This window comes from Streptomyces halobius (assembly GCF_023277745.1).
GTDB lineage: Bacteria > Actinomycetota > Actinomycetes > Streptomycetales > Streptomycetaceae > Streptomyces > Streptomyces halobius.
In genome coordinates, this window is record NZ_CP086322.1 from 3,902,332 (window position 1) to 3,918,618 (window position 16,287).

A 16,287-nucleotide genomic window follows, 5' to 3' on the forward strand; every position below is an offset into this window, starting at 1 on the left:
GCCCATGGAGAACGAGGGGCCCTTGGAGAACGAGGGGAAGGGGCTGCACGCCCGCGTGCTGGAGTCCCTGGGGCCCGCGATCACCGCGGGCGACCACCCTCCGGGCACGGTCCTGCGGACGGACGAGCTGGAGCAGCGCTTCGATGTCTCCCGCACGGTCATCCGTGAGGCGATCCGGGTCCTGGAGTCCATGCGGCTGGTCGCCTCCCGGCGCCGGGTCGGGGTGACCGTCCGCCCGGCCGAGGAGTGGAACGTCTACGACCCGCGGGTGATCGGCTGGCGGCTGGCCGGCCCGGACCGCCCCCGCCAGCTGCGCTCGCTGACCGTTCTGCGCTCGGCCGTCGAACCGGTCGCCGCGGGCCTCGCCGCCCAGCACGCCACCCCCGCCCAGTGCGCCGAACTCACCGAACACGCCATGGGGATGGTGGCCACCTCACGCGGCCGGCAGCTCGACGCGTACCTCGTGCACGACGTGGCCTTCCACCGGGTGGTGCTCACCGCGTCCGGCAACGAGATGTTCGCCCGGCTCGGCGATGTGGTCGCGGCCGTACTGACCGGCCGCACCCAGCACCATGTGATGTTCACGGACCCCGACCCGGCCGCGGTCACCCTGCACGTCCAGGTCGCGGAGGCGGTACGCACGGGGGACGCGGAACGGGCGGAGTCGCTGACGCGGGAGATCACACTGGGGGCGATGGCGGAACTGGACGTGCTGGCGCCGTAACGGGGCCGACACTCGACACCGGACGCGCGCCCCCATCGTGGCGAGCAACCCGGCCGCCCCCAAGCACAGCGCAGCGACCACCTAGAACGCATTCGTCGGCACATACGTCCCCCACACCCCCCGCAACGCATCACACACCTCCCCCACCGTGGCTCGCGCCCGCAGTGCCTCCCTCATCGGGTACAGCACGTTGCCGCTGCCCTCGGCGGCCTTCTTCAGGGCGTCCAGCGCGGCGGTCACCGCCGGCTCGTTGCGGCGGTGCCGCAGCACGGCCAGCCGCTCGACCTGCTGGGCCTCGATCGCCGGGTCGACGCGCAGCGGTTCGTAGGGCTCCTCCTCGTCCAGCTGGAAACGGTTGACGCCGACCACGACCCGTTCGCCGGCGTCCGTCTCCTGTGCGATGCGATACGCGTTGCGCTCGATCTCGCCCTTCTGCAAGCCGCGTTCGATGGCGGCCACCGCCCCGCCCAGCTCCTCGACCCGCGCCATCAGCGCGACCGCCGCGGCCTCCACCTCGTCCGTCATCGACTCGACGGCGTAGGAACCGGCGAACGGGTCGACGGTGGCGGTGACATCGGTCTCGTACGCGAGCACCTGCTGGGTGCGCAGCGCGAGCCGGGCCGCCTTGTCCGTCGGCAGTGCGATGGCCTCGTCGAAGGAGTTGGTGTGCAGTGACTGGGTGCCGCCGAGGACCGCGGCCAGGCCCTGGACGGCCACCCGGACCAGATTCACCTCCGGCTGCTGGGCGGTGAGCTGGACGCCCGCGGTCTGCGTATGGAAGCGCAGCATGAGTGATTTCGGATTCCGGGCGCCGAATTCCTCCTTCATGACGCGTGCCCAAATGCGCCGCGCCGCACGGAATTTGGCGACTTCTTCGAGAAGCGTCGTACGGGAGACGAAGAAGAAGGAGAGACGGGGCGCGAAGTCGTCGACGTCCATACCGGCGGCGACCGCGGTGCGGACGTACTCCACCCCATTGGCGAGGGTGAACGCGATTTCCTGCGCGGGCGAGGCGCCGGCCTCCGCCATGTGGTAACCGGAGATGGAGATGGTGTTCCATTTGGGGATCTCGGCCCGGCAGTATTTGAAGATATCCGCGATGAGGCGGAGGGAGGGCTTGGGCGGGAAGATGTAGGTGCCCCGCGCGATGTATTCCTTCAGGACGTCGTTCTGGATGGTGCCGGTCAGCTGATCACCCGCCACCCCTTCTTCCTCGCCCACGAGTTGGTAGAGGAGCAGGAGAAGGGCGGCGGGGGCGTTGATGGTCATGGAGGTGGAGACCCGGTCCAACGGAATCCCGCCGAAGAGCACCCGCATGTCCTCGACGGAGTCGACGGCCACTCCGACCTTGCCGACCTCGCCCGCCGCGATGGGCTTGTCCGAGTCGTGGCCCATCTGCGTCGGCAGGTCGAAGGCGACCGACAGTCCGGTGGTGCCGTGGGCGATCAGCTGCCGGTAGCGGGCGTTGGATTCCCGCGCGGTGCCGAAGCCCGCGTACTGGCGCATCGTCCAGGGCCGACCGGTATACATCGACGGATAGACGCCGCGGGTGAAGGGATATGCGCCGGGGGCGCCGAGCCGGCGCTCCGGATCCCAGCCGGCCAGCGCCTCCGGCCCGTAGACGGGCTTGATGGGCAGACCGCTCTCGTTGTACCGCACACTGCCCGGCTCGCGCGCCATGGGTGTCCGCCTCCCACTGAGTGACGGGTTATTACGTCTTGCTCACAGGATGCCCGCAGGTTCATCACCGCGCAGCGCTGGGAAGCATCAACGGTGGCTGTGTCATCCGCATCAATGGTGGCGGAGTCACCTGCGACTCCCGGGGGTGGAGCATGCGACGGGGCAGCGGAAGACCGGCGGCGGGTACGGCGCTGCTGGTAGCCGTGGCATGGGCGGTCATGGTGATGGTGGCCGTCGTCGGCTGCCGCCCGGTGACCGTCACGGGCGCCGGCGCGCCGGACGGCACGACGAGCCGGCAGGCCCCGGCGGCAGACACCGCCCACACCCCACCGGCCACCACCAAGCCCGCGCCCCCCACGAAGCACGCCCGCCCCCACCGCCCGGCCCAGCCCGTCATGGCGTACGGCTCCCAGGGCGCCAAGGTCCGCGAACTCCAGGCCCGGCTGGCCCAGCTGGACCTCTTCGACCGCTCGCCGACGGGCTACTACGCCTCGGTCACCAGCGCCGCCGTCCGGGCGTTCCAGAAACAACAGGGCGAACCACGCACCGGTGCCGTACAGCCCAGCACCTGGAAAGCGCTGCTCGCCCGCACCCGCCAACCGTCGCGGAGCGAGCTCTACCCGCCCACCACCAAGCCGCTGGACACTCCCGATCCACGCTGTATGAGGGGCCGCGTGATCTGCATAAGCAAGAAGAGCAACACCCTCGCCTGGATGGTCGACGGAAAGATCGTCTCGGCAATGGATGTCCGCTTCGGCTCGCAGTATTCCCCGACCCGCGAGGGCACTTTCCCCATCACCTTCAAGAGCCGACACCACGTCTCGACGATTTACCACTCGGCGATGCCGTATGCGATGTTCTTCAGCGGCGGTCAGGCGATCCACTATTCGAAGGACTTCGCAGCCCGAGGTTATGCGGGCGCGTCACACGGCTGCGTGAACGTAAGGGATGAGAGAAAGATCGCCGCCGTCTTCGCCCAAGCGGGGAAGGGCACGAAGGTGGTCATCTACCACTAGCGGATTCCCGTTCCCCCGGCCCGCCCAGGTCTTTGACGGAGGCCAAAATTGAGCCCCCCACCCATTGAGCCCCCCACCCACAGCGACCACCTACGCGAGAGCGGCGGCGGTTTGGCCGCAAAGAACAGGCGCGGGCAGGGCCGGGGGAACGTGCCCCGCCCGCGCCGAGTGCGCGGAACCGAAGGTACGGGGGGGACCCCGGCTCCTGCGCAGCCGATGACCAGTCGGCTTCAATCTCTACTGCGTCACTGGCTCAAAAAACGTCACACCTGGCCGGTTGGGGACGGGCTCGCGGTGGGGCTGACGGTGTCGGACGGGGTCACGGAGGGGGCGGACGCCGTGGCGAATGCGCCGGTGGACGTGACCGTGGCGAATGCGCCGGTGGACGTGTTCGTCGAGAGCGCCCGGGCAGCGTTGTCGCCACCCTCGCGACCGCCCTTCCCGTTGCCCCCGCCGTTCCCGCTCCCGCCGCCGTTCCCCTTGCCGCCGCCATTGGCGTTGCCGTGGTCCGAACCGCCGGATCCGCCGGATCCGCCGCTGTGGCCGTCGTCGCCACCGTTGCCATTGTTGTCACCCGAGCGGCCGTCGTCCTGGTGGGATGCCAGATACGTACGGCAGAAGTCGCCCACCTTGTCGCGGCTGCCGGCCTCGCGCGCCAGGCGGCCGAGCTTGTCGCTGTCCATGCTGTCGCCCTTGCCGGACTGGTAGTCGCGGCACAGGGAGAGGAGGAGCTTCTTGCTGTCGACGTCGCCGGGACGGGTTTTCCCGTCGTCACCGGATCCGCCGGCGGTGTTGTCACGACCACCGCCGCCCCCGGGGCGCTGGCTGCCGCTGGGCCCGCCGCCCGGGGACGTGGTGCCGCTGGGGCCGGGGCTGTGTTCGCCGGGGGTCTGGTGGGGTGACGGGGACGCCGTGCCTCCGCTCGGCTGCTTGCTTTCGAGGATGCCGGGCGTTTCGGCGGCGGAGACGCTGGAGCCGGGCTCGGGCTCCGGGCCGTCGCCCTCGAAGGGGGGCAGCATGCCGGTGCCGGCCGCGACGGCGACGCCGCCGATGGCGCAGACCGTCAGCGCGACCGCGAATCCGCGTCGAAAGGGACGTCCCAGGCAGGTACGTTCGGCGAAGCCGCCGGAGCGGGTGCCGCTCACCGCGGAGACCCGGGGGCCGGTGCCGTGGTGGGCGCGGCGGAAGGCGGCCAGGGCGGCCTCTTCGCCGGGCAGCTCGGCGGTGCCGGGTGCGCCCGCGCCGACGGCCTTGGCGGCCGCCAGAAGCTGTTCGAGCTCCCGTGCGCCGACGCCGTCCCGGGAACCGACCGGGTCACCGCGCAGCATTCGCTCCGCAGCGTCCTTGTCGAGCCAGTTGTACGGGTCGTCGGCCATCACATGTCCTTCTGCGTTCGTGCGGCCGTTTCCGTCACACCCGGTGAGTACGATTCCGCCACGCCGTCGCGGCGTTTTCGGCCCTGTGCGGGCACCCCGTCTATCGTTCCACCATCCTTGCCGCCGCCCTCTTCGAGCTGTTCGGCGCGGGTGTCCACGCTCTGCCCCGTACCGCCGGCACGGTCTCGCGGGTGGCCTTCGCCGTCCTCCTGGTCGCCGCCGGCACCCGGGCCCGTCCCGATGCCGGGCTCGTCGCCGATCAGGTCGGCGAGCCGTCGCAGTCCCCGGTGCGCGGCGGTGCGGACCGCGCCGGGCCGTTTGCCGAGCACGTGCGCCGCGCTCTTGGCGTCCAGGCCGACGACCACCCGCAGCACCACGGCCTCGGCCTGGTCCTGCGGGAGCCTGGCTATGAGGCGGAAGGTGCGGCCGGTGCCGAGGGCCTCCATCGCCTCCCCCATGGTGTCGGCCGTGCTGGGGGTGTCGGCGAGTTCGCTCTCATCGCCGCCGATCACGGGGCGGCGGCCGCGCATCCGGATGTGGTCCAGGGCGCGGTTGCGGGCGATACGGGCGGCCCAGCCGCGGAACCGGTCGGCGTCGCCGCTGAAGCGGGCGAGGTCGCGGGTGATCTGCAGCCATGCCTCGGACGCGACATCCTCGGCGTCCGGTTCGCCCACCAAGGTCCGTACATATCCGAGAAGTCGGGGATGCACGGCCCGGTAGACGGTACGAAACGCCGTTTCGTCGCCGTTCTGTGCCGCCTGCACGGCAAGCGTCAGCCGACGGTCGTCCGGCTGAATGTCGTCCCCTCGCACGGGTCCATCCTGTCGCACGCGGAAAGTCCGCCGCCCGGTTCTTGCTGCTTCACTGCTTCGCTGCTGCTGTACTGCGTCGCTCGGCTGCTTCTTCTGGTCGTCGCCGTTCACCGGCTCGGTGTCACGGCGTGCCGGGACCCCCGGTAACCCGACGTGTTCCCGCTGACGGTAACCCGTGCGGGCACACTCTCCGAACCCCGGCCCTCGCACGGAGCGATCAAGGAACCGTCCGAAGCCCCGGAATCAGCCGCCCGGATACCGGCGCAACCCGGCGGTTCTGCCGCGCCGAACCGGTCCGGCCGACCCGCCTATCGGCGCGAAACCGCACGTTACGGGCCCTGCCCGGCCTGCGTCCAGAGCACGGGCCGTGCGCCGCCCCGCACCCCGTGTGACGCTTTCGGGGCGTGTGACGCTGTACCGAATAGAGGGCCTTCACGGGCCCTCCGCGAACGACGGCCGGGGCCTCTCCTGTGGGGGGTGGCGGCCCCGGCCGTCCTCGTTCGCCTCTCGTGCCGACGCGCCCGTGACGCGTCCTTCCCGTCCGGCTCTCGCGCCTACGACGCGCCCTTCTTCACCCCCGGCCGCCCCTCACCCGGTCGGCCAGCGCCTTGAAGTCCGCCCACGACATCTTCGGCGGCCGCGGGTCCCACGTCTTCTGCGCCAGCGCCGCGAGCGGCATCCGGATCCCGTCCGCGACCTGCTGCGGTGTCTGCGCATCGGCCAGATCGCACCAGATCGCGAACCGCGCCCCCGGAATCCGGTCCGGACCGGTCTGCCCCTCGGGCACCGCCACCGGCGAGGTGCCGCGCAGCACCCGCGGGGTCCAGGCGCGGTAGATCCGCTCACCGGTCGGATAGGTGAACTGGTTGGGCTCGCCGAGCACGTAGTAGAGGTACTCGTCGTTGAAGTTCATCACCGTGCGGCCCTCGCGCAGATACGCCGCGGGGTCGCGCGCCCCGATCTCCTTGCCGGTCCAGTAGTCGGCGATCCGGTCCTTGGGCGGCTTTACCCGCCCTCCGGCGAAGAACCCGTCGCTCCATGCCTCGATACGGTTCTTGCCGGCCGCCCGCACGGTCTTCTCCCGGTCGTTGAGCCAGCCGGTCGCCAGGTCCTCGATGGTGCCGTTCGACCCGTACTTCTCCCGTGCGGCCTGCGCCAGCTGCGGATACCTGCTCTCCGGGTTGCTGGACATCAGCGCCTGGTACTCGTCGCCGCCCAGGTGCCAGTACGCGTCGGTGCCCTTGGGGTTGCTGAACAGCTCCGCGTACTCCCGCAGCAGCGAATCGACCAGCTCGGCGGACTCCGGCTTGGAGATGTCGATCGCGCCGCGCACTCTGCTGCCCTGTGCGGTGCGCAACTGGAGATCGGGGTACTGCTTCAGGACGGCGCCCAGGTGGCCCGGCGAGTCGATCTCCGGGACGACGGCGATATGCCGGCTCCGGGCGAGCCGCACCAGATGACGGACCTGGTCCTTGGTGAGGTGGTCCCTGGAGACGATCTCCGGGTGGGTGTCGCTCTCGATGCGGAAGCCCTGGTCGTCGGAGAAGTGCAGATGGAGCTGGTTGAGCTTGAGGTCGCCGAGCTCCCGGATGCGGTCCTCGATCCACTTCGCGCTGAACGGCTTGCGGGCGTTGTCCAGCATCATGCCGCGCCGCGGGCGGTCCGGCCGGTCCTCGATGGTGCCCTCGGGGAGGCCGCCGGCGGCGCGTACGGCCTGCTTGACGGTGCGGGTGCCGTAGAAGACGCCGGCGTCGGTGGGTGCCGTGAGGGTGAGGCGGGTGTCGCGGGCGGTCAGGGTGTAGGACTCGTCGGCGGCGTTGCGGGCCGGTGCGTTGTCCGACCGCCCCTTCCCGGCCTTCCCGGTCAGCTTCAGCTCGATGTCCCCGGGCCGTACGGTCTGCTTGCCCCAGACGACCGGCAGGCCGCCCAGGTCCTTCGCCAGCAGCCGGGCCTCGTCGGCGACGGTGCTCTTGGCACCGTCCGGGACCACGACACGGGCCGACTTGGACGGGCGCCAGCCGCGCCCGTCGGCCGGGCGGAAGGCCCGTACGGCCGGGACGGTGCGGGGCGGCCCCTCGACCTTGGCCCAGGTGGGGGTGGGGACGGCCGGTGTGGGGTGGGGGGAGGCGCCGGGGCTGCCGGGCGGCCGGGTGTCCGCCGCGCCCGAACAGCTGGTGAGCGCGGGCACGATGGCCAGCACCGCGGCCAGCAGCGCGGCCCCGTTCGCCAGGCCCTTCGGATACGACATCGTGCAATCCTCACTTTTCTGGGCGAAGGCATTGCCAGGTGCGCGGAGCGAGCCGTCCACGAGGAGCGAGTCGTCCACCAAGCGCGCGAAAGCTCTCCCATCCGGGTGAAATTCGCGCATCCGTCGGACAGTGATCGGCGGCCGTCGTTAGCGTGGCGTCTCGATCCGCACCCCCGCCCGGGGCTCCCCGGACCGCCGGTGTTCACCGGGGTGACGCCTCGTCCGCGCCACCGCCGCCGCACCCGCCTCCGGTTCGCAGCCGTCCGACGCCCGTCCGGCCTCGTCAGCTTTCATCCGCTTCCATCCGTTTCCATCCACAGAAACCATGTGAATCCACTTCAGAACACTTCAGACCGCTTCAGACAGATTCGAGCAATTCGACGACACTTCAAACTGCTTCATCCGGTTTTCGTCCGGATTGCCGTCCACCGTCCGCCAGTGACCGTCCGACACCCGCCGGCCCGCCGCACCCACCGCGTCCCCTCCCCCTCCATCCCTCTCCCTCCCCATCCATCCGTATCCGCCCGAGGAGCCCACGCTGTCCGGTGACAACCCGGCCACCCGGCCGACGCTGCACCCCTCGCATTCCCCGCGGTGCGGCATACCTTCGCAGAGCCGGATCGTTCCGCCACAGGGGCCTCCCGGCTGCGTCGGGCTCGACCGCTTCAACGCCCTCGCGCCGGACGACACCGTGGCCGCGCTGCTGAGCTGCTGCGGCACCCTCCGCTGGGCCGAGCGGATCGCCGCGCACCGCCCGTACCCCGACCTCGCCGCACTGCTCGCCGCCTCCGACGAAGCCTGCTACGACCTCACTCCCGCCGAGCTGGACGAGGCCCTCGCCCGCGAATCCGTCTCCCCGCCCCCGTTCTCGGGCGCCCGCGGCCTCGGCACCCTCGCCGCGCACACCGCCCTGCGCGCCGCGCACGCCGAATACGAGCGGCGCTTCCGTCATGTCTTCGTGATCTGCCTGGACGACTGCCCCGATGACGAGCTGCTGGACCGGGTGCTGTCCGGCATCCGCACCCGGCTGGGCAACCCCCTGGACGAGGAGCGGTCGGTCACCGCGGAGGAACTGCGCCGGCTGGCCCGCGGCCGTCTGGCCCGCCTCGCGGCCTGCCGTCCTTAGACCCGCCCCGCCCGCTTCCCCCTCGTCGCCCCTCGCGGCTTGTCTCCCACAAGGCCCGTTACGTCCTCGTGTGATAGCCCGTTGGTGCCTGTTTGATCACACCTGAGGACCCGGGCGGGAGGAACCGACACCGCGTCGCTACGATGGCCAGGGCCGGTGGACCGTACCCGGCCGGGCCGTGACCGACAGAGAAGCCGGCAGGCCCCAATCCCCGTTTCCGGAGGGTTTTTCCGTGCCGGCTGGAACGCTGTACCGCGGCCGGGAAGGCATGTGGTCCTGGGTGGCTCACCGAGTCACCGGCGTCCTCATTTTCTTCTTCCTGTTCGTACACGTCCTCGACACCGCTCTCGTCCGTGTCTCGCCCGAGGCATACGACGACGTCGTCGCGACCTACAAGACGCCCCTTGTCAACGTGATGGAGTACGGCCTGGTGGCCGCCATCCTCTTCCACGCGCTCAACGGCCTCCGGGTCGTCGCGGTGGACTTCTGGGCCAAGGGCCCGAAGTACCAGAAGCAGCTGCTGTGGACCGTTGTCGGCGTCTGGGTCGTACTGATGGCCGGTGCCTTCTACCCCGTGCTGCAGCACACCCTGCGCACGCTGTTCGGGAGCTGATGACGCGAGATGTCTGCTGAAACGACTCCTGTGAACGACCCGGTGTCCCTGTACGACGTGGACAACCCGGCTCCCGTCATCGAGCCGCCGCGCAAGCGCACCAAGAAGACCCCGAAGGCCACCCGTACCAATTTCGAGCTGTACGGCTGGCTGTTCATGCGGCTGTCCGGCATCGTCCTGGTCGTCCTGGTCCTGGGCCATCTGCTGATCCAGCTCGTGCTGGACGGCGGTGTCTCCAAGATCGGCTTCGCGTTCGTGGCCGGCCGCTGGGCCTCGCCGTTCTGGCAGGGCTGGGACCTGATCATGCTCTGGCTGGCCATGCTGCACGGCGCCAACGGCCTGCGCACCGTCATCAACGACTACGCGCAGCGGGACAACACCCGCTTCTGGCTGAAGATGCTGCTCTACACCGCCACGGTGTTCACCGTCCTTCTGGGCACGCTGGTGATCTTCACCTTCGACCCGAACATCCGCTAGACGCCGGGCACCGAGGGACAGAGGTACCAACCCATGCAGATCCACAAGTACGACACCGTCATCGTCGGCGCCGGCGGCGCGGGCATGCGCGCCGCCATCGAGTCGACGAAGCGCAGCCGCACCGCGGTCCTGACGAAGCTCTACCCGACCCGCTCGCACACCGGCGCCGCCCAGGGCGGCATGGCCGCCGCCCTCGCGAACGTCGAGGAGGACAACTGGGAGTGGCACACCTTCGACACCATCAAGGGCGGTGACTACCTGGTCGACCAGGACGCCGCCGAGATCCTCGCGAAGGAGGCCATCGACTCGGTCCTCGACCTGGAGAAGATGGGCCTGCCGTTCAACCGCACCCCGGACGGCACCATCGACCAGCGCCGCTTCGGCGGCCACTCCCGCAACCACGGTGAGGCCCCGGTCCGCCGGTCCTGCTACGCCTCGGACCGCACCGGCCACATGATCCTCCAGACGCTGTATCAGAACTGCGTCAAGGAGGGCGTGGAGTTCTTCAACGAGTTCTACGTGCTGGACCTGCTGCTCCAGGACGTCGACGGCGTCAAGAAGTCCGCCGGTGTGGTCGCCTACGAACTCGCGACCGGCGAGATCCACATCTTCCAGGCGAAGGCGATCATCTTCGCGTCCGGCGGCACCGGCAAGTTCTTCAAGGTGACCTCCAACGCGCACACCCTGACCGGTGACGGCCAGGCCGCGGCCTACCGCCGCGGGCTGCCGCTGGAGGACATGGAGTTCTTCCAGTTCCACCCGACGGGGATCTGGCGCATGGGCATCCTGCTGACGGAGGGCGCCCGCGGTGAGGGCGGCATCCTCCGCAACAAGGACGGCGAGCGCTTCATGGAGAAGTACGCGCCGGTCATGAAGGACCTCGCGTCCCGTGACGTCGTCTCGCGCTCCATCTACACGGAGATCCGCGAGGGCCGCGGCTGCGGTCCCGAGGGCGACCACGTCTTCCTGGACCTGACGCACCTGCCGCCGGAGCAGCTGGACGCCAAGCTGCCGGACATCACCGAGTTCGCGCGGACGTACCTCGGCATCGAGCCCTACACGGACCCGATCCCGATCCAGCCGACCGCGCACTACGCCATGGGCGGCATCCCCACCAACGTCGAGGGCGAGGTGCTGGCCGACAACACCACCGTCGTCCCGGGCCTGTACGCCGCCGGCGAGGTCGCCTGCGTCTCCGTCCACGGCGCCAACCGTCTCGGTACCAACTCCCTGCTGGACATCAACGTCTTCGGGCGCCGCGCCGGTATCGCCGCCGCCGAGTACTCGGCCACCGCCGACTTCGTCGAGCTGCCCGAGAACCCGGCGCAGCTCGTCGCCGACCAGGTCGAGCGGCTGCGCACGTCCACCGGCAACGAGCGGGTCACCGAGATCCGCAAGGAGCTGCAGGAGACCATGGACGCCAATGTGATGGTGTTCCGCACCGAGCAGACGATCAAGACGGCCGTCGAGAAGATCGGCGAACTGCGCGAGCGCTACCGGAACGTGGCGATCCAGGACAAGGGCAGGCGGTTCAACACCGACCTCCTGGAGGCCATCGAGCTGGGCAACCTGCTCGACCTGGCCGAGGTCATGGCGGTCTCCGCGCTCGCCCGCAAGGAGTCCCGCGGCGGTCACTACCGCGAGGACTACCCCAACCGCGACGACGTCAACTTCATGCGGCACACCATGGCGTACCGCGAGGTGGGCGACGACGGCGCCGAGTCGATCCGTCTCGACTACAAGCCGGTCGTACAGACCCGCTACCAGCCGATGGAGCGTAAGTACTGATGAGCACCCCGACTCTGGACAAGGCGGCGACCGAGGCGGACGCCTCGCCGTACATCACCGTCACCTTCCGGATCCGCCGGTTCAACCCGGAGGTCTCGGAGGACGCCAGCTGGCAGGACTTCGAGCTGGAGATCGACCCCAAGGAGCGCGTCCTGGACGCCCTCCACAAGATCAAGTGGGACCAGGACGGTTCGCTGACCTTCCGCCGTTCCTGCGCCCACGGCATCTGCGGCTCCGACGCCATGCGCATCAACGGCCGCAACCGTCTGGCGTGCAAGACGCTGATCAAGGACATCAACCCGCAGAAGCCGATCACCATCGAGGCCATCAAGGGCCTGACGGTGATGAAGGACCTCGTCGTCGACATGGAGCCCTTCTTCCAGGCGTACCGCGATGTGATGCCGTTCCTGATCACGACCGGCAACGAGCCGACCCGTGAGCGCCGGCAGAGCGCCGAGGACCGCGAGCGCTTCGACGACACCACGAAGTGCATCCTCTGCGCAGCCTGCACCTCGTCCTGCCCGGTGTTCTGGAACGACGGCCAGTACTTCGGTCCGGCCGCCATCGTCAACGCACACCGCTTCATCTTCGACAGCCGTGACGAGGGCGGCGAGCAGCGCCTCGAAATCCTCAACGACAAGGACGGCGTGTGGCGTTGCCGTACGACCTTCAACTGCACGGACGCCTGCCCGCGCGGTATTGAGGTCACGAAGGCGATTCAGGAGGTCAAGCGGGCGCTGATCACTCGGCGCTTCTGACCCTGCGCCTGAACCGGCGCCGCCCCCTTGTGCGCCTCATCCGGCGCCGCTCTCGCGGAGGTGGTTGCTCGCCGTATGGGTGCCTCGGGTGATGGTTGCTGTGCGAGCGGGCGGGGGCCTCGCTTCCGGAGACGGAAGCGGGGCCCTTCGGCGTCTCCGGGTGCCCTGGCCGGATACACCAGCACCGGCGGCAGCTCCTCGTCCGCCGGCGCCACCGCCACCTCATGGCAGAAGACCGACACCTCATGGCAGCAGCAGGACGGGACGCACACCAGCCCTGGGCCCGCCGGACGCAGTTCCCGGTCGACCGGGTGAGAGCGCGGACATTGAGGGGCCGCGCGGTGCTCCGCGCGGCCCCTCGACTACGAGTATGCACATGGCCGATGCGAGGTGTCCGGCTCAGCCCCAGGACTGGTTGGCGTTCTTGCGGCGACGGACGACGGCCACGATGGCGATGATGACGCCGACGACGAGCAGAGCGCCGAGACCGAGGCCGCCGTAGAGCATGAACTTTTCCTTGGCACCCATGGGGGGGTCGGGGTCTTGGCCCTTGTCGGCGCCGGCCTCGGACGAGTTCCCCTTGGGCATGGGCAGCGGTCCGTCCTTCGGGCCCGCCGGGATGTCCTTCCGCAGCGCGGGGCCGGGCTGGATGAAGCCGTAACCGTAGTGGGGGTCGGGCAGCTTGAGGTTCTTGGCCTTTTCTTCCTTGGTGAGGCCGGCCGTCTTTACGAGACGGTTGGCGATCTGCCCCGGGGTGAGCTCCGGGAACTTCTCCTTCAGGAGGGCGGCCGCAGCGGAGACGTAGGCCGTGGCGGCAGAGCTGCCGTCCCTGGTCGCGTAGCCCGAATCGCTCTTGCCCATCGCGACCGGGATCTTCACGCCGGGTGCGAGGATGTCGAGGGTTTCGTTGAAGTTGTTGGAGTCGGCCGCCTCGCCGAACTGGTCGACCGCCCCGACACCGATGGCCCCGGGGCAGGCCGCCGGGTAATTCTTCTTGGAAAGACCGTCGTTGCCCACGCCGGCCACGACGACGACGCCCTTTTCGATGGCGTACCGGATGGACTCGCACATGTCGCCCATCAGACCGCCGCCATAGGACATGTTGATGACGTCGGCGCCGTGGTCCACGGCCCAGCGCGTGGCCTGCCCACTGTTCTTGTATTCCGGGACGGGAAGGATCTTGGCGTCGGGCGCCAGCCCCTTGACGCCTTCCGAGCCACCCGGCCCATGTCCGTGGCCCGCGATGATCGCGGCCATGCCGGTACCGTGGTCGCGGATGTCTTCGTCCGGATCGAGGTGCTCGGCTCCCTCTGCTTGTGTCGCCGGCCCGAAGTCCGGTCCGGGGAGGAACTGCCCCGTCAGGTCCTGATGGGTCGTACGGAAACCACCGTCGAGCACGGCCACCGTCACCCCTTTGCCGGTGGCCTCCTTCCACAGTTCCTGGGCCCCGAACGCCTCCAACGGCCACAGATCCTTGCGCGTTTGATCTGCGGACGCGGTGCCGCTCGCGGTGAGCAGCAGCGCTCCGGTCAGCGCAGCACCCACCGTCGCGCGCAGTGTTCGGGTGACCCTCATGCCTCGCTCCTTCTGGCTCTGCTCTCCGGGCGGCCGTATTCCGCCGAGAAAAAGCCCCGCACATCAGGTGCGGGGCCACTCCTCACCGGCCGCCGTGCGACGGTGTCGCCGGTCTACTCGATGACGCGTGGCGCCACATCACGTTGCGGGTTCCATGTCGCCTCGTCCTCCACCAAGTAGTCGGGGCGCTTCTTGCCGTTGCGCTCCTTCTCCTTGCCGCTGCCCTTGGCAGCGGCGGCACCCGGCGCACCGACCTGCCCGGCCTTCTTACCGCCACGGCTGCGGTGCAGTCCAGAGCCGCCCTGCTTGGCGCCACCGCCGGGGCCGCCCGGCTTGCCGACCACACCGCCAGGGGTACGCGCCTGCGCACCGGTACGTCCGCCCGCGCCCTTGGCACCCGCCTTGCCGCCGCCGCCAGCACCGGGGGCACCCGGCGCGCCACCACCGCGCCTCCCGCCGGCACCGGGCATACCGGCACGCATGCCGCCGGAACCGCCGGGGCGCATGCCGACGCCGATCATGCCGATGGGGCCCGCCGTCCCGGCGTCGGTTCCCGCAGCGGGCACGGCGTGTCCGACACCCGCTCCACCACCGATGGCACCGGCGGAGGGCGGCGGGGTCATCGTCCCGCCCGCCACACCGTCGAGTCCGGTCTGTACGGGGACGTCAGGTCGACTGATGTGGGGCCCGAAGCCCGGCGGAACGGCGTGGTCGCCCACGCCATTGGGCGTGTTCGGCTGGTATGCCGACGGATCCGGCCGCGAGGCACTCGTGTCGGGCATGTTCACCGGGGGCGGCTGCTTGTGGTCCGACGGCGGCGTCGGCCAGTTCGGGTCGGTGCCCGGGGGGTCGCCGATGTTCTTACGGTGAAACTCGGCGTGGGCGGTGTAATTGGCCGCCAGCTCGTCCATCACGATGACGGCCTCGACCTGACGCTCCTTGCTCAGGGACAGATTGTCCCGGTTGAGCTCCAGCGCCATACGGGCGTCCATCTTCGGATTCGCCATGTCCCGGTGGAACTGGCTGTCGTCCCCGCTCTCGTCGAGGGCGCTGTCCACCTTGCCCGGGTCATGGATCTTCGACATGGCCTTCTTGGCCTCGCGAAGACTGTGCGCAACGCTGCCTTCCGACCCGAACTCGCGTGAACCGATCAGCGACATCTCGACATTCCGGGAGTGCCCGTACGTCCGGTCGATCTTTTGGAGCACCTTGCCGGCTTCCCTGCGGAACGCCTCGGCCGCCGAGCCCTCCCAGTGCGCCGAGGCGTGTTCGACGGCGTCCATGAACGCCTTACGGATGCCACCGCGCCCGTCTTCGCCCGCGAGCCGGTCGGCAGAGGCGCGCCAGTGCTGGCCGGATGTCTCGATCGCCCCAGGGCTGGCGTGCTCGATCATCGCCCGGAGAGCGTCGATGCCGTGGTGATGGAAGTCGGAAGGTGAAGCAGGTGTGAGGGGCTGGTGCTTGAACGACTTCAGTCGCTCGTTCCGCTCCTGCTCCTTCCGCTGCTTCTCCATCGCCTTGGCGCTCTCGTACTCCTGCCTGGCGTCAACCACGCCAGCCCCCTTCATCTCATCCCTTTCGTCTGCACCACGGCGCTGGCCTGTCAGCCGTTCATGGAGACCTTGGCGCCGTGCTCCTGGTCCTCGTAAGCGCCCCGACTGGCTTCCGTCTTCTCGCCGAATTTGGTGATGAGTCCCTGGAGCGCCGTGATGACCTGCGACATGTATTCCTGCATGTCGTCGTGAGCACCGGCCAGATCTCCACACTCAATGAAATCGACCCCAAAAGCTGACTTCTGGATGGTTGTGCTGTACTTCATCTTCTGGCTCGGTTCATCCATATCGGCCTGAAGACGCTTGAGCTGGCGTACGACGCTGTCCAGCTCCTCAAGGTCGACCTTGAACTGCTTGCTCATAACGCTCTCCCCGTTCCCCCGCGTGCCGCCCGCTCATCCCCTCGCACCGCCCGTGTAAGCCGCCACGTCAAGGACAACGCAAAGACAATAAATACTACGGAGTTGGGGGCCTGATGAGCAAGATCGTAAGTCACCATCTGCCCGAATCGCGGCGGAATGCGAACGCACATCGTAGACGG

General features: G+C 69.3%; 14 protein-coding genes. 7 read left to right on the plus strand and 7 right to left on the minus strand.

Translation table 11 applies throughout. The features are described from left to right. Nucleotides 1–4: 4 nt before the first annotated feature. Complete coding sequence (locus tag K9S39_RS17685) at nucleotides 5–724, plus strand: FadR/GntR family transcriptional regulator (RefSeq protein WP_406707959.1); 720 nt, start codon at nucleotides 5–7, stop codon at nucleotides 722–724. Nucleotides 725–805: 81 nt separating this feature from the next. Here K9S39_RS17685 and K9S39_RS17690 read toward each other — a convergent pair whose 3' ends face one another. Beyond that, complete coding sequence (locus K9S39_RS17690; RefSeq protein WP_248864331.1) at nucleotides 806–2,404, minus strand: acyl-CoA mutase large subunit family protein; 1,599 nt, start codon at nucleotides 2,402–2,404, stop codon at nucleotides 806–808. A gap of 152 nt (nucleotides 2,405–2,556) precedes the next feature. Here K9S39_RS17690 and K9S39_RS17695 point away from each other — a divergent pair, with 152 nt between their 5' ends. After that, a complete protein-coding gene (locus K9S39_RS17695; RefSeq protein WP_248864332.1) occupies nucleotides 2,557–3,420 on the plus strand; it encodes a L,D-transpeptidase family protein in 864 nt (287 codons plus the stop codon). Between the two features lie 263 nt (nucleotides 3,421–3,683). Here K9S39_RS17695 and K9S39_RS17700 read toward each other — a convergent pair whose 3' ends face one another. The 3 genes from K9S39_RS17700 to K9S39_RS17710 all read right to left on the minus strand — a co-directional run bounded on the left by K9S39_RS17700 (nucleotide 3,684) and on the right by K9S39_RS17710 (nucleotide 7,856). Next, complete coding sequence (locus K9S39_RS17700) at nucleotides 3,684–4,796, minus strand: hypothetical protein (protein ID WP_248864333.1); 1,113 nt, start codon at nucleotides 4,794–4,796, stop codon at nucleotides 3,684–3,686. Then, nucleotides 4,796–5,593, minus strand: a complete 798-nt coding sequence (locus K9S39_RS17705) for an RNA polymerase sigma factor (protein WP_406708144.1) — start codon at nucleotides 5,591–5,593, stop codon at nucleotides 4,796–4,798. Before K9S39_RS17705 ends, K9S39_RS17700 begins: the two co-directional genes overlap by 1 nt. A 586-nt stretch (nucleotides 5,594–6,179) precedes the next feature. After that, nucleotides 6,180–7,856: a beta-N-acetylhexosaminidase gene (locus K9S39_RS17710; protein ID WP_248864335.1), complete on the minus strand. Its 1,677-nt coding sequence runs from the start codon at nucleotides 7,854–7,856 to the stop codon at nucleotides 6,180–6,182. 601 nt (nucleotides 7,857–8,457) lie between these two features. Here K9S39_RS17710 and K9S39_RS17715 point away from each other — a divergent pair. The 5 genes from K9S39_RS17715 (at nucleotide 8,458) to K9S39_RS17735 (ending at nucleotide 12,618) form a co-directional block, all read left to right on the plus strand. After that, nucleotides 8,458–8,982: a 2-oxo-4-hydroxy-4-carboxy-5-ureidoimidazoline decarboxylase gene (locus tag K9S39_RS17715; RefSeq protein WP_283113497.1), complete on the plus strand. Its 525-nt coding sequence runs from the start codon at nucleotides 8,458–8,460 to the stop codon at nucleotides 8,980–8,982. Between the two features lie 232 nt (nucleotides 8,983–9,214). Next, entirely contained in the window at nucleotides 9,215–9,595 is a 381-nt protein-coding gene (gene sdhC / locus K9S39_RS17720) for a succinate dehydrogenase, cytochrome b556 subunit (RefSeq protein WP_248864337.1), read from the plus strand. Between the two features lie 9 nt (nucleotides 9,596–9,604). Continuing rightward, nucleotides 9,605–10,072 (plus strand): succinate dehydrogenase hydrophobic membrane anchor subunit, encoded by a 468-nt coding sequence (locus tag K9S39_RS17725; protein ID WP_248864338.1) that lies wholly within the window; start codon nucleotides 9,605–9,607, stop codon nucleotides 10,070–10,072. A gap of 33 nt (nucleotides 10,073–10,105) precedes the next feature. Then, nucleotides 10,106–11,860: a succinate dehydrogenase flavoprotein subunit gene (sdhA, locus tag K9S39_RS17730; RefSeq protein ID WP_248864339.1), complete on the plus strand. Its 1,755-nt coding sequence runs from the start codon at nucleotides 10,106–10,108 to the stop codon at nucleotides 11,858–11,860. Continuing rightward, a complete protein-coding gene (locus K9S39_RS17735) occupies nucleotides 11,860–12,618 on the plus strand; it encodes a succinate dehydrogenase iron-sulfur subunit (RefSeq protein ID WP_248864340.1) in 759 nt (252 codons plus the stop codon). Before sdhA ends, K9S39_RS17735 begins: the two co-directional genes overlap by 1 nt. 399 nt (nucleotides 12,619–13,017) lie before the next feature. Here the strand turns inward: K9S39_RS17735 and K9S39_RS17740 are convergent, their stop codons facing one another. The 3 genes from K9S39_RS17740 to K9S39_RS17750 all read right to left on the minus strand — a co-directional run bounded on the left by K9S39_RS17740 (nucleotide 13,018) and on the right by K9S39_RS17750 (nucleotide 16,108). Beyond that, on the minus strand, nucleotides 13,018–14,193 hold the full coding sequence (locus K9S39_RS17740) for a S8 family peptidase (protein WP_248864341.1): 1,176 nt from the start codon (nucleotides 14,191–14,193) through the stop codon (nucleotides 13,018–13,020). Between the two features lie 113 nt (nucleotides 14,194–14,306). After that, complete coding sequence (locus tag K9S39_RS17745) at nucleotides 14,307–15,746, minus strand: hypothetical protein (RefSeq protein WP_248869240.1); 1,440 nt, start codon at nucleotides 15,744–15,746, stop codon at nucleotides 14,307–14,309. A 50-nt stretch (nucleotides 15,747–15,796) separates the two neighbouring features. After that, nucleotides 15,797–16,108 carry a hypothetical protein gene (locus tag K9S39_RS17750; protein WP_248864342.1) on the minus strand — a complete coding sequence of 104 codons (312 nt, stop codon included), beginning with the start codon at nucleotides 16,106–16,108 and terminating at the stop codon, nucleotides 15,797–15,799. Nucleotides 16,109–16,287: the final 179 nt, after the last annotated feature.

Coding starts and splice junctions, on each gene's coding strand:
- K9S39_RS17685 (WP_406707959.1), top strand. CDS start 5: ATGGAGAACGAGGGGCCCTTGGAGAACGAGGGGAAGGGGCTGCACGCC.
- K9S39_RS17690 (WP_248864331.1), bottom strand. CDS start 2,404: ATGGCGCGCGAGCCGGGCAGTGTGCGGTACAACGAGAGCGGTCTGCCC.
- K9S39_RS17695 (WP_248864332.1), top strand. CDS start 2,557: ATGCGACGGGGCAGCGGAAGACCGGCGGCGGGTACGGCGCTGCTGGTA.
- K9S39_RS17700 (WP_248864333.1), bottom strand. CDS start 4,796: ATGGCCGACGACCCGTACAACTGGCTCGACAAGGACGCTGCGGAGCGA.
- K9S39_RS17710 (WP_248864335.1), bottom strand. CDS start 7,856: ATGTCGTATCCGAAGGGCCTGGCGAACGGGGCCGCGCTGCTGGCCGCG.
- K9S39_RS17725 (WP_248864338.1), top strand. CDS start 9,605: ATGTCTGCTGAAACGACTCCTGTGAACGACCCGGTGTCCCTGTACGAC.
- sdhA (WP_248864339.1), top strand. CDS start 10,106: ATGCAGATCCACAAGTACGACACCGTCATCGTCGGCGCCGGCGGCGCG.
- K9S39_RS17735 (WP_248864340.1), top strand. CDS start 11,860: ATGAGCACCCCGACTCTGGACAAGGCGGCGACCGAGGCGGACGCCTCG.
- K9S39_RS17740 (WP_248864341.1), bottom strand. CDS start 14,193: ATGAGGGTCACCCGAACACTGCGCGCGACGGTGGGTGCTGCGCTGACC.
- K9S39_RS17750 (WP_248864342.1), bottom strand. CDS start 16,108: ATGAGCAAGCAGTTCAAGGTCGACCTTGAGGAGCTGGACAGCGTCGTA.